At 65.5% G+C, this 14,153-nt stretch carries 13 protein-coding genes; 4 read left to right on the top strand and 9 right to left on the bottom strand.

The features are described 5' to 3' along the window. Positions 1-41 precede the first annotated feature (41 nt). Entirely contained in the window at positions 42-1,664 is a 1,623-nt protein-coding gene (locus HMPREF3157_RS06995) for a DUF7059 domain-containing protein (RefSeq protein WP_051120594.1), read from the bottom strand. Between the two features lie 55 nt (positions 1,665-1,719). On the opposite strand from HMPREF3157_RS06995, the gene HMPREF3157_RS06990 reads away from it, so the two are divergent. Beyond that, positions 1,720-4,167 carry a DEAD/DEAH box helicase gene (locus HMPREF3157_RS06990; protein WP_016663288.1) on the top strand — a complete coding sequence of 816 codons (2,448 nt, stop codon included), beginning with the start codon at positions 1,720-1,722 and terminating at the stop codon, positions 4,165-4,167. Here HMPREF3157_RS06990 and HMPREF3157_RS06985 read toward each other — a convergent pair. The 6 genes from HMPREF3157_RS06985 to HMPREF3157_RS06960 are packed head-to-tail and all read right to left on the bottom strand — an operon-like array spanning position 4,124 to position 8,410. Further along, positions 4,124-4,492 (bottom strand): Rv3654c family TadE-like protein, encoded by a 369-nt coding sequence (locus tag HMPREF3157_RS06985; protein WP_016663287.1) that lies wholly within the window; start codon positions 4,490-4,492, stop codon positions 4,124-4,126. The two genes, HMPREF3157_RS06990 and HMPREF3157_RS06985, sit on opposite strands and share 44 nt — an antisense overlap. After that, positions 4,489-4,896 (bottom strand): TadE/TadG family type IV pilus assembly protein, encoded by a 408-nt coding sequence (locus HMPREF3157_RS10550; protein WP_016663286.1) that lies wholly within the window; start codon positions 4,894-4,896, stop codon positions 4,489-4,491. The genes HMPREF3157_RS06985 and HMPREF3157_RS10550 overlap by 4 nt, the downstream gene beginning before the upstream one ends. 2 nt (positions 4,897-4,898) lie before the next feature. Continuing rightward, positions 4,899-5,105, bottom strand: a complete 207-nt coding sequence (locus HMPREF3157_RS06975; protein WP_016663285.1) for a DUF4244 domain-containing protein — start codon at positions 5,103-5,105, stop codon at positions 4,899-4,901. Between the two features lie 55 nt (positions 5,106-5,160). Beyond that, positions 5,161-6,153: a type II secretion system F family protein gene (locus HMPREF3157_RS06970; protein ID WP_016663284.1), complete on the bottom strand. Its 993-nt coding sequence runs from the start codon at positions 6,151-6,153 to the stop codon at positions 5,161-5,163. Further along, positions 6,150-7,298 (bottom strand): TadA family conjugal transfer-associated ATPase, encoded by a 1,149-nt coding sequence (locus tag HMPREF3157_RS06965; protein WP_016663283.1) that lies wholly within the window; start codon positions 7,296-7,298, stop codon positions 6,150-6,152. Before HMPREF3157_RS06965 ends, HMPREF3157_RS06970 begins: the two co-directional genes overlap by 4 nt. Continuing rightward, positions 7,295-8,410 carry a CpaE-like family protein gene (locus tag HMPREF3157_RS06960; RefSeq protein ID WP_016663282.1) on the bottom strand — a complete coding sequence of 372 codons (1,116 nt, stop codon included), beginning with the start codon at positions 8,408-8,410 and terminating at the stop codon, positions 7,295-7,297. The genes HMPREF3157_RS06965 and HMPREF3157_RS06960 overlap by 4 nt, the downstream gene beginning before the upstream one ends. A 375-nt stretch (positions 8,411-8,785) precedes the next feature. Here HMPREF3157_RS06960 and HMPREF3157_RS06955 point away from each other — a divergent pair, with 375 nt between their 5' ends. Then, positions 8,786-9,322 (top strand): tetratricopeptide repeat protein, encoded by a 537-nt coding sequence (locus HMPREF3157_RS06955; protein WP_016663281.1) that lies wholly within the window; start codon positions 8,786-8,788, stop codon positions 9,320-9,322. 48 nt (positions 9,323-9,370) lie between these two features. On the opposite strand, the gene HMPREF3157_RS06950 is transcribed toward HMPREF3157_RS06955, so the two are convergent. Next, on the bottom strand, positions 9,371-10,210 hold the full coding sequence (locus HMPREF3157_RS06950; protein WP_016663280.1) for an exodeoxyribonuclease III: 840 nt from the start codon (positions 10,208-10,210) through the stop codon (positions 9,371-9,373). Positions 10,211-10,258: 48 nt separating this feature from the next. On the opposite strand from HMPREF3157_RS06950, the gene HMPREF3157_RS06945 reads away from it, so the two are divergent. Further along, positions 10,259-11,104, top strand: a complete 846-nt coding sequence (locus HMPREF3157_RS06945) for an SDR family NAD(P)-dependent oxidoreductase (protein WP_016663279.1) — start codon at positions 10,259-10,261, stop codon at positions 11,102-11,104. Positions 11,105-11,150: 46 nt separating this feature from the next. On the opposite strand, the gene HMPREF3157_RS06940 is transcribed toward HMPREF3157_RS06945, so the two are convergent. Beyond that, complete coding sequence (locus HMPREF3157_RS06940; RefSeq protein WP_016663278.1) at positions 11,151-12,065, bottom strand: KPN_02809 family neutral zinc metallopeptidase; 915 nt, start codon at positions 12,063-12,065, stop codon at positions 11,151-11,153. A gap of 144 nt (positions 12,066-12,209) precedes the next feature. Here HMPREF3157_RS06940 and HMPREF3157_RS06935 point away from each other — a divergent pair, with 144 nt between their 5' ends. Then, positions 12,210-14,135 (top strand): AMP-dependent synthetase/ligase, encoded by a 1,926-nt coding sequence (locus HMPREF3157_RS06935; RefSeq protein WP_070435950.1) that lies wholly within the window; start codon positions 12,210-12,212, stop codon positions 14,133-14,135. Positions 14,136-14,153: the final 18 nt, after the last annotated feature.

Here is a 14,153-nt window from a genome sequence, read left to right as displayed (position 1 = left end):
GGTGTGTCCCCGCGTGGTTTACCCTGCCCCGTACGGTAGCACTAGGCGGGGTTTGGCTGCTCAACGATGTGGAGAAACCCCCATTTGACGAGGACGCGGAGTGTGCGGTTGATGCTCGCGCGTGCACTCGCGATTTCAGCGCCTTGATCGGCGGCTTCGAGGAGTGAGGCGTAGGCCGTGAGGAAAATATCGAGCGGGTATTCACCGGTGAGGGGGCCGACGATGGCCGCGGTGTGGGTGTCGATCTGGATGGTGCGGCCGAAGCCGCCGCCCTGAACGAGGTCGATCACCATGGGATCGTCGTCGCCGGGTGTGTAGTGGCGCCGCTCGATGACGTCATCGGCGCGTGCGAGTGTGAGCGAGGCGAAAGCCTCGTCGTCGAGCTGCGCGAGGCGCGTGCGCGCGCGAAGCATTTCGGCATAGCGGGGGCCGAGAGGGCCCGCTCCCGTCGTTTCGACGTGGGTGAAGTCGGCGAAGCGCTTTTCTCCCTCGCGCGGTTGCGCGAGGAGCACGTGGCCGAAACCGATGCCGCGGACATCGCGCGAGGCGAAGTCGTCGAGCCATGCGTGGGTCATCGGTTCCCAACGCTCGTCGCGGTCGGTGACGCCTCCGTCGCGAAGCCAGGTCGAGGCGTAGGAGGCCGGGTCCTCGATGTCGCGCTGGACGACGAGTGCGCTCGCACTCGAGTTCGCGAGCCACGTGCGTGGGCGCGCATCCCATTCGGAGCCGCGGGTGATCTCCCAGTTCGCCAGCATGGCGGCGACGCCGCCGGGGGCGAGGTAGGCATCGATCTCGGCGAGGAGGTTCGCGACGAGTGCGTCGCCTTCTGCTCCGCCGTCGCGATACGTCCAGGTCTCCGCATCCTTCACGCGGGGTGTGATGACGAACGGAGGGTTGGAGACGATGAGATCGAAGGTCTCGCCCGCGACAGGTTCGAGCATTGAACCCTGGCGCGTTTCGATCGTGTGTCCTTCGGGCAGTGTTTCGCGATTGAGGGCGACGTTGAACTCGGTGATCGCGAGAGCGCGTTCGGAGATATCGGTCGCGACAACGTGCTGGGCGTGACGCGCAGCGTGGAGCGCCTGAATGCCGCACCCCGTGCCGAGGTCGAGCGCGCGGGCGACCTCGTCGCGAGGCGTGATCGAGATGAGCGTTGAAGTCGCCCCGCCGATGCCAAGCACGTGTTCACCGTCGAGCGCGCGGCCAGTCGCGAGTTCCCCGAGATCGGAAACGATCCACCAGAGGATCTCGCCGAAATCATCGGTGGCCTGATATGGGCGAAGATCGACGGTCGCGGCGAAGGCGGAGGTGGCGTCGGAACCCGTCCCTTCTGCTGGCGCCACGAGGCCGAGGGCGAGAAGCCCGTCCGTACCGAGGTTAGGGAGGGCGCGGTCGAGTTCGGCGCGCGTGGCGGTGCGGCCGAGCGTGAAGAGGCGCATGAGAGTCGCGGCCGCATTGCCCTGATCGGCTAGCGGATCAAGTTCGCGACGTGCGGGCAGCGGATTTTCGCGTTCGAGAGCTGTGCGAGCGGGAGCGCTCAGGAGATCCTCGATTCCATCCGCCGTGTATTGCGCGTGAGCGAGATCCGCGCGCAGAACCGCGAGAAGATTGGTATCGGGCGTGGGCGTCGGGAAAAGCTCGGTGGTGTGGCCTTGCGTGCTCATGCCTACCATTGTTGCGCTACGACGCGAACAGATCGAACATGAGTGGAGGCGGCACGTGAGGAGCGAGGCTTTCGATGCCGAACGGGCGCTCGCGCGCCTCACTACGCCCCCGCATCGCACTGACTCCCTCCGGCATATCGAGCGCCGGCCCGCTCGCGAGGCACGCTTCGCTGAGTGGCCGAGATGGACAAACCCCTCACTACGCGCCTACCTCGAAGACAGCGGGATCGAACGCCCGTGGTGGCACCAGGTTGAGGCCGCCGAGTTTGCGCACGCGGGTCGCGACACGGTCATCGCTACCTCTACCGCTTCGGGAAAATCGCTCGGTTATCTCTTGCCCGCGCTGACCGATATTCAGGCACGCCGAGAGGATCCGTCGGCCCGGCGCGCGAGCGCCCTCTACATCGCCCCCACAAAAGCGCTTGCCTACGACCAGTACACGTCGATCTGCCGGCTTGTGGACGGGGCCGGCCTCGGGGACGTACGCGCCGCCGTATTCGACGGCGACACCCCGACCGAACAGCGTCGCTGGGTGCGCCGCCACGCAAATTTTGTGCTCACAAACCCTGACATGCTGCATTACGGGATCCTTCCCGGTCACGAGCACTGGATTCCGTTCTTTCGAACGCTGCGATACATCATCATCGACGAATGCCACGTCTACCGTGGCGTGTTTGGGGCACACGTTTCCATGCTGATGCGACGCCTCGCCCGCATCGCCGAGTACTACCGCGCACGGCCCACCTTCGTGCTCGCGTCGGCAACCTCGGCGAGCCCGGAGGTGAGCGCTTCCCGGCTCGTGGGTAGGAACGTCACGGCTGTCACCGAGGACGGTTCGCCGAAAAACCCCCTCACGATTGCGCTGTGGGAGCCGGGAATCGCCGATCTCGACGAGGGCGAGGACGCGCGCGAGGCCGCGCGCAGGGCGAAAGAGGAGCGCGAGCAGGCGGAAAAGGCCGGGGTGAAAGCCCACGTGGAGGTCCGACGGCGGCCTGCCCCCACCGAGGCCGGCGCTCTACTCGGTGACCTCGTATGCGAGGGGGCGCAGTCGCTCGTCTTTACTCGCTCGCGGCGTTCGAGCGAGCTCGTCGCGAAGGGGGCACAGCGCGCCGTCAACGCTGCCGCGGAAGCGACCGGATCCGCCATGCTTGCCGATCGGGCCACGCGCATCGCCGCCTATCGCGGCGGCTATCTTCCCGAGGAGCGCCGCGCACTCGAGGCAGCGCTTCGTTCGGGACAGCTTCTCGGCCTCGCCTCGACCAACGCCCTCGAGCTTGGCATCGACATCTCCGGTCTCGATGCCGTGCTCGTGACGGGGTGGCCGGGGACGCGCGCGTCCCTGTGGCAACAGTTCGGGCGCGCGGGCCGGGCCCACGGAACTCAGTCGCGCGAGGCGCTTGCAATGTTTATTGCGCGCGAGGATCCCCTCGACACGTACGTTGTGCGTCACCCCGAGATGATCCTCGAAGCCGACGTCGAGGCCGCCGTGTTTGATCCCTCCAACCCCTATGTCATGACGCCCCACCTGTGCTCTGCCGCTGCGGAGATTCCCATTCGCGACGGCGAGGAGGAGCTTTTCGGGCCCACGAGCCGGGAGCTTCTCGAGAACCTAGCAGGAAGGGGAATCCTCAGGCGTCGCCCTCACGGGTGGTACTGGACCCTTGACGAGCGCCCCCACGACCTCACCGATTTACGTGGAAGTGGAGGTGAGAGCGTGCGGATCGTCGATCAGGCGAGCGGGCAGCTGATCGGCACGGTCGATGCCGCGACCGCCCACCAGTACGTCCACGACGGCGCCGTCTATCTCCACCAGGGAGTCTCGTACGTCGTGAACCACCTCGATGTCGAGAACGCCGTCGCGATGGTGCGTCGGGAGAGCCCGCAGCACACAACCCAGCCGCAAGAGACCTCGTCGATCAGCGTGCGCCAGGTCGAGCGCAGCGAACAGTGGGGTGACATCGACGTGTGCTTCGGGCAGGTCGAGGTCACCGACCAGGTCACCGGTTACCAGGCGCGCGACATCTACACCTCCGCCGTGCTCGGCGAACACCCGCTCGATCTGCCCGCGCGCACCCTCGTTACCAAGGCCGTGTGGTTCGAGATCCCCGCAGACCTCCTCCACGCATGGAGCCTCGAGGAAGCCGATTTCCCTGGCGCCCTCCATGCGGCCGAACACGCACAGATCGCGATGCTTCCCCTCCTTGCCACGTGCGACCGCTGGGACATTGGCGGCGTGTCTACCGCCCTGCACGCCGATACCGAAAAGCCCACGGTCTTCGTGTACGACGGCGCTCAGGGCGGCGCCGGCTTCGCGGAGCGCGCCTACGAGAGCGCCCCTGCATGGATCCGCGCGACCGCCGACATGATCGAGACATGCGGATGCGAGGCGGGCTGCCCCGCATGCGTCGTCTCTCCGAAGTGCGGCAACGGCAACGAGCCCCTCAACAAGAAGGGCGCGCTCACGGTTCTGCGGGAGCTGGGCCGGCACGCGCCGCCTCGGTAAGGGGCTGGCTGCCGAGCAGCGGCACGTGCACTCTCACGGTGACTGTCACGTGTGCCTCAAGACCGCTCACGTCGCAGCTCTGGAGAAGGGCGCCGTGCCGTTCAGCGACCTCCAAAGCGATCTCGCATGCCCCGCTCGAGGCGCCGCCGGCCAGTGCATCCGCAGCCGAGAGTGCGGAGAGTTCAGCGGCTGAGGCGGCAAGGGAGCGACCGTGGTGGACGATCCCGAGCCCCACGAGGACCGTGAGGATCGCCGAGATGATTGCGATCGCCCCGAGAGCGGTGGCCGTCGCGTTACCGCGCTCCTCGCAAAACCCCGCCCTCACGGCCCGTTCCTTACGAGGTGTGGTTCGAGGCGTGTGTGGGCACTCGCCTCGAGCGGAATTGTGGCCCCGAGGATCGGCCCGCCGACGTGCCACGTTGCGTGTGCTTCCACGGTGACCCATTCGCCGCTCGTGCTTATGGTGAACGTGGCCTCCTTGCCGCTTACGACTTCCGCTTTTGCGATCGCAGCATGGGGATCGGCCGAGATCATCATTTCGCGTGCGGCGGTACGTGCCCCCTCCGCGAGACGCGCGTGGCTGATGAACAGGCCACCCAGTGACATGACCAGTGCGAGGAGGGCGAAGACGGCGATGAGGACCACCGCCGTCTCCGCCGTGGCCGCACCGGAATCCGCACGAAGCGCCCGCCTCAAGGTGCGCGCACGTGTCTCGGCTTCCGGTGTCATGCTCAGCCCGCCGAGTGGAGGGCGCCCTGAATGAGGCTCGTAAGGATGCCCTGCATCTCGCCGCTCGTGAGCACGGCGAACAACAGCGCGGCAAAGGCGCACGCGGCGACGATCGTCACCGCATATTCCGCGGTTGTCGCGCCAGTATCATCCGCGAGAATGTCGCGGGTCCGTAGTTCCGTCTTTTCTGTCGTGTGGTTGTCGATCATTGATGTATCCCCTTCAAGGATGTGTGTGGTGCTGCACGCGGCGGATGCCGCGCGCCTACGGCCACAGTTGGCCGAAGTGTGTGGTGACGAGATCCGTGATGATCGGGACGATACCGAGTAGCACGAAGGCCGGCAGAATCGTGAGGCCGGTGGGGAGCACGAGACGCACCGAGAGCCGCGCGGCGGCTTCATCGACCTCGCGCAACCGCGCACGGCGACGGTCGCGAGTGACGGCCGCCAGGATCGGCGCGAGGCGTGCACCCGTCACATGAGAGAGGCTCGCCGCGCTTGTGAGAGCCGAAAGGTCCCCCTCGAGCCTCGATAGCGCCTCGGCGGGGGCCATGCCCCGAGCGAGCGCACGGCCGGCCTCGAGGAGCGCAGGCCCCGGCTCCGTGTCGTCAAGGGCCTCGCCCACGCGCGTGCACGCCGCTGCGAGTGGGATCCCAGAGTGCACAACACTCGCGATCAAATCGATCACGATCAACGGGTCGATGTCCGCGCCCTCTCCGCGCGCTGCAGCGAGCATGCGGTTCATCCACGCGAAACCGGCCGCGGTGAGGACGATTCCGGCCGCGAGCATGAGAAATCCATGCGGCGACGCCAGGAGCACGCGCAAAGGATTCGCCCCCATTGCATACCCGAGAGCGATAGCGAAAAGCGGCAGCGCCATGAGCACTCGGGCCGTCGTCTTTGCGCCCGCGAAGGCTGCTGTGCGTGCCCTGGTGGCGTCGGAAGAATCGCGAAGTCCACCGGAGAGTGAGGTGAGTAGACCGGAAAGCGGAGCCCCCGTGCTCTCGCACATGACGTGGCACAAAACGACCGCGCGCACCGCCTCGCGAGGCGCGTTGAGGACCCCGTTCATGCGCTGCACCAGTGCGGGAGGAATGCGCGCCATAGTTTCGGCAAAATGCTTTTCCCGAGGCGTGGATGTGGCATCTGCGACGGCGGCCCACGCCTGCGGTGCCGTCACCCCCGCGCCGAGAGCCATCGCCACGTGGTCGAGAAGGCCGGCGAGCGCATCGTCCGATAGTCGAGCGTGGCCTTTCACCTCGCACCCCCGTGCCCGAGGCGTGCCTCGAGCGCATCGAAGGCGGGAAAGCGCCGCTCACGGGTCCCAAAACTGACTGCGGGCACGCATTCGAGCCGCCCATCCTTCCCGCGCTGTAGGAGGGAAATGGTTGAGAGGGCACGTCCCTCGCGCGAACGGTGCATGTGGAGAACGACCGTGATTGCCGAGAGTGCTTGCGATGCAAGCGCAAGTGGATCGAGGCCGGCGAGCGCACCGAGGGCCTCAAGCCTCGCGGGGACATCCGCCGCCGTATTCGCGTGGAGCGTTCCGCACCCGCCCTCGTGCCCCGTATTGAGTGCCTGGAGGAGCTCGCGGATGTCTGCGCCTCGGCATTCGCCGACGATGATCCGATCGGGCCGCATGCGCAGGCACTGCCTGATGAGGGTCGCGAGGCTGATCTCTCCCATGCCCTCCGCATTAGCGTGGCGCGCCTGAAGGTGCACGACGTGGGGATGAGCGGGCCGAAGCTCGGTGGAGTCTTCGACGATAATGATGCGCTCGCGGGGATCGACGGCGCCGAGCATCGCGCCGAGCAGGGTCGTCTTTCCGCTTCCGGTTCCGCCACTCACGAGGAAGGATAGGCGCGCGCGAATGATTGCATCGACGAGAGCGCGGCCCGTGGCCGTCAGAGTTCCTGAGTTCTCAAGATCATCGAGGCAGTAGGGGAGGGTGGCGGCGCGCCTAAGGCTGATGCTCGCTCCGCCCACGGATAGTGGCGGCAGCATTCCGTGGAAGCGAAGGTTCCCGGGCAGCTGCGCGTCAGCCCACGGCATCGCGTCATCGAGCCGGCGGTTGCCGAGTGAGGCGAGCCTGGTCGCGAGGGCCCGCGCATCGTGCGCGGAAAGAGTAAGGCTCGTACGCTCGAGACCGTTGAGTGAATCGATCCACACGCTGCCGTCGGGGTTGACGAGGATGTCACTGACACCGTCGGTCGCGAGATCATGGAGCGGGCCGAGACCCTCGAGATGATGCCGCACCTGATCAGTGAGATCGAGGAGGCTCGCGCGGTCGAGGATGAGCCCGTGCGAGTGAGCGACGCGCGCGATGCGGCGCGCATCGATTTCCCCCGGTTCTTCGCGAAGCGATTCATGAATTCCGGTGAGGAGCTCGTCGCTGAGAATCATGCGCTACCCCCGCCCATTCCGGAATCGGCGAGCTTTGCGAGAAAACGTTTGCAGGCGGCTTTGATGCCCATGCGGTCTCGATCAAGGCCGGGAACGAAGCCCTCGCGGGCACTTCGGTACTCGAGCACGATGGGCGCGCCGAGCTGCTCGGCCACGTCGCGCGCCCGATAGCTCTCGCCGCGCCGGCGCGTGCGCAGAGCGATGCCGATGCGGGTGCGCGGATGCACCCCGCGAAGTACATCGAGGGTTCGTGCCGTCGCGGCGAGTGCGTGTTCGCTCGGATGGACTGAGACGAGAGTGATGTCGGGACTCACGTGCGGTTCGATCCCCGTTCCGAGCGGCGCGTCGAGAACAAGAGTGCCGGGTGCATTCGCAAGACTTGCGATGACCTGGGGATTCACGGATTCCTCTCGCGCTCCCGAAAAGGTGAGCAGGCGGTAGCCGTCGATGAGAGGAAGAGCGTCGAGGAGCACCTCGGCTTCCGTTGTGCCACTTGCCGCTCCCAGATCACTCCACCGCGCGCCCGCCACGTGCCGGGCCTGCACGAGCGTGTCGATTCCGCCGCCGAGGGGATCGGCATCGACGAGTGTCGCGGGCATGTTTCGGCTTGATGATGCGAGGGCGAGAGCGATCGCGAGAGACGTCGACCCTGCGCCTCCATGTCCCGAAAGGCACGCGAGCACACGGCTTCGGCCGCTGCTCGTGGCGAGAGAGGAAAGGTCGCTAATAAGCTCCGAGGATTCCTCCGGAAGAAAACGAAGTGAGCGCGCTCCGTGGGCAAGCGCTTGCTGGTAATCACGCTGTTCGGGCTCGTTCTCGCACGCGGCGAAGAGGGGGAGTGCTGGGTATGCCTCCGCTGCGCTAGCGAGGAGCGACGCCTCGCACACGACTGCACGCACGTGCCCGCGAGGCGTTTTCGCCGTGGCGACGTCGAAGCCAGCCGCTTGAACGCGGTCGCGCACGAGGGTTTCAAGCTCGCCGCTATTGCCGAGCCACGCGATCGTGGCGCTCGCATGTTCGTGCGGGGAGGGCGGAGCGTCAAGCGGAATGCGGCCCACGAAGGTCGAGGGATCGCGGCGTCCGTGCTCAACCCGAGGAAATACGTGTGTCATGGCTCCATGTTTTGCCGCTCCCTGGGCTCATTCCAGTGCCTGGTCATTCTTGGGGGTAGAGGCGGATTGTGGGGTCAGACCGGAGGCGAAAAACACGAAGCGAAATGGGGGTTGCGTGGCTCACATCGAGTGTGTAAAGTGGGGGACATCACAAGCAAGGGAATGATTCGAAACCCACGTGCGAGTGGTCCTCGTTCGGACCGGTGCGGATTCGTCGAAAGCGGATACCACACCACCAGGTGCACGCTTGATCCCGGATCGGCCCCGGGGAGGCGCTCGAAAGGGCGCCTCCTTTTTGGCCCGGATCCCATCCCCCGCACACGCCTCTTCTTTGCTGATCATCGCCGCGCCCATTAATGAAGGAGGAACGCGCCTATGCTCGAAACAACGCTCAAGCGCCCATCACCACCCTCCGTTCCCGGCGCCGAAGCGGGCTGGCACATTGACCCCACGACCCTGCGCCCCGTGATCGATGACGTCGAGGCGTTCGATCGGGAATTCGCCCAGGACGACGCGCGCGACATTATTCGAGCGCTCTGGAGCGGCGATCCCGTGACGGCGCTCGAGAGGTGTGAGGGCAGGCTCGCTAAGGAACCTTCATCGGTGCGCTTACGCGCGATTTCGGCTGATTGCCACCGGGATCTTGGCGAAACCGATCGAGCGATCGCTGAGTACCGTGTGCTGCTCGAAGAGTGCCGCGGCACCTCGTGGGAGGCCGTTCTTCACCAGCACCTCGGGAAGGCGCTATTCGCGGCTGGCCACTACGACCTTGCCCTGAATGCCTTCGCGCAGGCATACGAGGCGCGCGTGTTTACGGGGGCTGATCCGAGCCTCATTGATTCGAGTATGGCGGCGATGTCACGCACGCAGCACATGCTCGAGATCCAGCACCGCGCGCGGCGCCGCCGCTAGACCCAGCCGTCTGGCTATTTCCGACGCCTGCTGGCGCCCAGGCGATCCCTAGAGCTCAACGTCGACGATCACGGGTGCGTGATCGCTCGTGGATTTCTGCGCCCGTTCGGCAAGGTCGATCATCGCCCCGGTTGTTGCCGTGCGCACTGCGGGCGAGCCAAACATGAAGTCGATGCGCATACCCTGCTTCTTCGCGAACTTGAGACCCTTGTAGTCCCAGTACGTGTAGGTCCCGGGGGCGTCGAGCCAGTCGCGTGTGAGGTCGGCGTAGCCCGCGTTCTCGAGCGCCGCGATGGCGTCACGTTCGGGCCCGCTCACGTGGGTTTTCCCCTCGAAGGCCGACATGTCCCAAACGTCGGCGTCGGTGGGAGCGACGTTGAAGTCGCCCGCGAAGAGCGTCGCCGAGTTCTCGCCGGGCGCCTCGCCCGGCCCGCCGGCATCGAGGCGCGAGGCCGCGTAATTGCGCACGGCCTCGAGCCACGCGAGTTTGTACGGATAGTGCGGATTGTCGAGTTCTCGCCCGTTCGGGACGTAGAGGCTCCACAGCTCAAGAGGTGCGCAGTCGCTCGAGGCGTCTCCCACGACGGCCCCAATGGCGCGGGCCTCCACGACCCCATCATCCCCTTCGCCCCAGGCGGGAATCGAGGGGATCTCGCGGCGCACCTCGCGAAGGCCCACGCGCGAGGCGATCGCGACGCCGTTCCACTGGTTAAAGCCGTGGGCGGCGACTTCGAATCCGCGCTCGGTGAGCTCGCTGAGGTCGAGCTGCTCGGGTTTGGCTTTGATCTCCTGAAGTGCAATGACGTCGATATTGCGGGTATCGATCACCTCGAGGAGGCGGGGCATCCGTGCGCGAAGGGAATTGATGTTCCAGGTGGCAATTCGCATGCGTCCATCCTATGGGTGCATGAAGGTTCGCGTGGATACGCTTAAGGCATGACTCTCGCGCTCATCACCGGCTCAACCTCCGGCCTCGGCCTCGAATTTGCGTGGCAGCTCGCAGGCAGCGGTCACGACCTCGTGCTCGTGGCGCGAAACGAGGATCGCCTCGCGGCAGTGGCCGCGCAGATTGAGGCGGTGTCTGGCACTCGCGTCAGCATTCTCCCGGCGGATATTTCGGTCCAGGCCGATGTGGAGCGCGTGGCCCGCCGCCTGCTCGACCCCGTTGATCCCATTGGTTTGCTCGTCAATAACACCGGGCATTCGGTGCGCGCCTCGTTTCTTGAAGGAGAGATCGAGGAGTTTCTCGAAGAAGTCGATTTCGACGTGCGCGCGACCCTGATCCTTGCACACGCAGCGGCGACGGCGATGACACGTAAGGGCGCCGGGGCGATCCTCAACGTCTCGTCGATGGCGGGATTCACCGCGACAAACCTCTCGGCGGCGGCGAAGAGCTGGGTCGTTATTTTTACGGAGTACCTCGCGCAGGAACTCGAAGGAACGGGCGTGAGCGCGACCGTGCTGATCCCGGGTTTCGTGCACACCGAGAGCCACCACAACGCCGCCGTCAACATGGAGGGCGCGCCGCGCGTGACGTGGCTAAAGGCCCCGTTCGTCGTGCAGCATGCCCTCAAAGACGTGGCGGCGGGAGAGGTCGTCTCGGTGCCATCGCTGGCCTACAACCCCGAAGCGCTCGGGCGGGCGACGCCCGGGGCGCTCAGGCGTGCACTCCAAAGTGAGGCGATTGCGCATGCGATGAGTAAGGCGCGCATGCGTAAGGTCGAGCGGGCCGCGGCGCGCAGATCGATGTTCGATCGATTGCTGCGCAAACGTCGGGACTGAACCCACGCCTGAAGGCGGAGAAAACGCCCCGACGGCGCCGGGATTGTTACGGCTGCTCAACCGCGAACGTGTCGCACGCCTTGTAGGTGCCCTCGTTGTAGCCCTTCACGAACCAGTTGCGACGTTGCGCTGAGGAGCCGTGCGTCCACGTGTCAGGCATGACCTGCCCGCCCGTCACTTCGCCCTGAATGTGGTCGTCGCCCACGGCGCTCGCGGCGCTGAGCGCATCGTCGACGTCCTTGTCGGTGAGGGGTTCGAGCATCGTCGTGCCGTTATCGTCGACCGTTGTCGCGGCGTGGTGAGCCCACATGCCGGCGTAGCAGTCCGCCTGAAGCTCAAGTCGCACCTGATCCGAGTCGGGGCCCGTTCCCGAACGATCGATTGCATTCATGGTGCCGTCGAGGCGTTGAATGTGATGACCGTATTCGTGCGCGACAACGTAGGCCTTCGCGAGCTGACCGCTGCTCGCCCCGAAGCGCGAGCTGAGCTGCTGGTAGAACGAGGTGTCGACGTAGATCGTGGAGTCGGCGGGGCAATAGAACGGGCCCGTCGCAGAGGTGGCGGGCCCGCAGCCCGTGTTAACCGAGTCGGTGAACACAACCGCCTGTGGTTCCTGAAACTTGAAACCGGCATTCTTAGCCTGGCCTTCCCACAGGGAGTCGGCGGACTCGACGGTGGCCTGCACGAGGCAGTCGTCGTTGTCGTTTGCGTCGGCGCCGGTTTGGCATTCCTCGAGAACGGTGCCCTGCTGAGGCTGCTGTGCACTTGGGGCGGGGCCGGCGCCGCCACCAAGCAGCATCGACGGATCGACTCCGAGGAAGAGCAAGACGATCACGAGGACGAGCGTGCCGAGGCCACCGCCACCGAGGGCGATTGCGCCTCCGCGGCGCATGCCGCCCCCGCCGCCGGAGCTGCGGCGGGTGTTGTCGGAGCGGATCTCGGAATTGGGGTTGAAGGTCATGCCGCCAATCTACCGTTTCATGCCGGATTTTCCCCGGGGTTTGCGACCCGGAGGCGACGTGGCGATGTGATTCAGCGTCTAACCTTTAGACTGGTTACGGTTCCGTAGCCTGCGGTTCCGTATCCGACGCGAAAGTACCTGTTTATGCCCACCTCTTTGCGCGAATACACGAGCCCGCTGCTTGTCGAGTCGAACGATAGTGAGCGCCTCACCGACCTCTTCGTGAAACGGGATGGCGAGACCCCCGAGCACATCGCCTTCCAGGTCCCTGCCGGCACCGATGCTGCGGGAGCGACCGTGTGGAGCGACGTGACCACGCGGGAGTTCTTCGATTTCGCTCGCGCCCTGGCGCGTCATTTCATCGCTGCAGGCGTGAGGCCGGGTGACGCGATTTCGATCATGGGGCCCACGCGCTACGAATGGGTACTCGCCGACGTCGCTGCGCTGTGGGCGGGTGCGGTCGTCGTGCCGATCTACGATACGAGCGCCCCGGCCCAGGTGGAGGCGATCGTCGAAGACGCGGGGGTTACGCGCGCCATTGCCGGCACCGCGCAGCAAGCCGAGTCGCTCACGCATGCCCTTGGCGGGGCGGATCGCGTGTGGACGATGGAAGAAGTGAGCGGCTACGAATGCGTGAGCGCGCTCGCGGCACGCGACCCCGAAACACCGGTGAGCGAGGCTGATCTGGAGCGTGCACGCACCTCCCGCACTCTCGAGGACGTCGCCACGATCGTCTACACGTCGGGAACGACGAGCGACCCGAAGGGCGTGCAGCTCACGCACGGCAATTTCGTGGCGCAGTTGCAAAATATCGGCGTCTCCCACGGGGAGGTGCTCAACGAGCGCGGGTCGACGATCCTTTTTCTCCCGCTTTCGCACGTGCTCGCGCGCGGCGTGCAACTCATTTGCCTCGCGCTCGGGATGCGCGTCGCCCACCTCTCCGATACGTCACGCGTCATCCCCACCTTCGCGGAGATCCGCCCGACGTTTGTCATGGTCGTTCCGCGCGTGCTCGAAAAAATCCTTAACGCGGTCGCCGCGCAGGCCGATAAAAAGCATGTGGGGCGCCTGTGGAAGGACGCGCGTGAAACAGCCGTGCGGATCGGCATGATTGGGGAAGGTTTTCACGAGAAGGAACGGCCGAAGCTTCCGTTCCACCTCGCGGTGAAGCGTGCGCTTTACGAGCGCGTCTTCTATCGAACCATTCGCACGCTCTTGGGTGGGAACATTCAGTACATCCTGTGCGGCGGCGCGAAACTTCACCCCTCGCTCGCGCTCGCTTTTCGCGGCTTCGGTATCCCGATCATCGAGGGCTATGGCCTCACGGAGACGACCGCCCCGATCGCCGCGAACCGCCCGGGCGACCTCACGGCGGGCAGCGTGGGTGTCCCCGTTCCCGGCACGACGATCCGTATCAGCGAGGAAGGTGAGGTGCTTGCGAAGGGGCCCGGGGTCTCGCCTGGTTACCGCAATCCCGAGCACACGGCGGCGGCATATTCCGACGGTTTCTTGCGCACCGGTGATTTGGGAAGTCTCGATAGTTCCGGCCGCCTCACGTTGAGCGGTCGCTCGAAGGATGTCATCGTGACCTCCGGCGGTAAGACGATCGAGCCCGCCGGCTGGGAGGGCGCCGTCGAACAGCATCCGAGCGTGGCGTACGCGGTCGCCGTTGGCGATGATCGTCCCTACCTCACGGCGCTTCTCATCGAGCACACGGAGGACGGCGAGGTCTCGGGTGACGACATCGAGATCATTGAAAATCCCAAGCTCATCGCGGAAATCCTGCCCTATCTCGAGAACGCGAACCTCGACGTGTCGCGAACGGAGCGCATCAAGAAGTTTGCGCTCGTGAGGGCGAATCTCGCGGACCCGAACCTAGTGACGCCTTCGCTCAAGCTGCGTCGCGCGGCCTTCCTCGAGAAGGCGAAAGCGGCGATCGAGGAGCTTTATGAGAAAGCGCCGAAGGCGTCGATTCACGAAATCGTGAAGCGTGAGATCGTCGAAAAGGCCTCGGAGATCAAGGCGAAAAGGGCAGACAAGCCGGAAAAGAGTGAGTCCTCTGGCGAGTAGTGCCAGCTAAAGGGGTAC

It is taken from the genome of Dermabacter sp. HMSC06F07, assembly GCF_001807345.1.
In the GTDB taxonomy this organism is placed as follows: domain Bacteria; phylum Actinomycetota; class Actinomycetes; order Actinomycetales; family Dermabacteraceae; genus Dermabacter; species Dermabacter hominis.
Note: the sequence above shows the minus strand (reverse complement) of the source record. Positions and strands in the feature narration are given on the sequence as shown.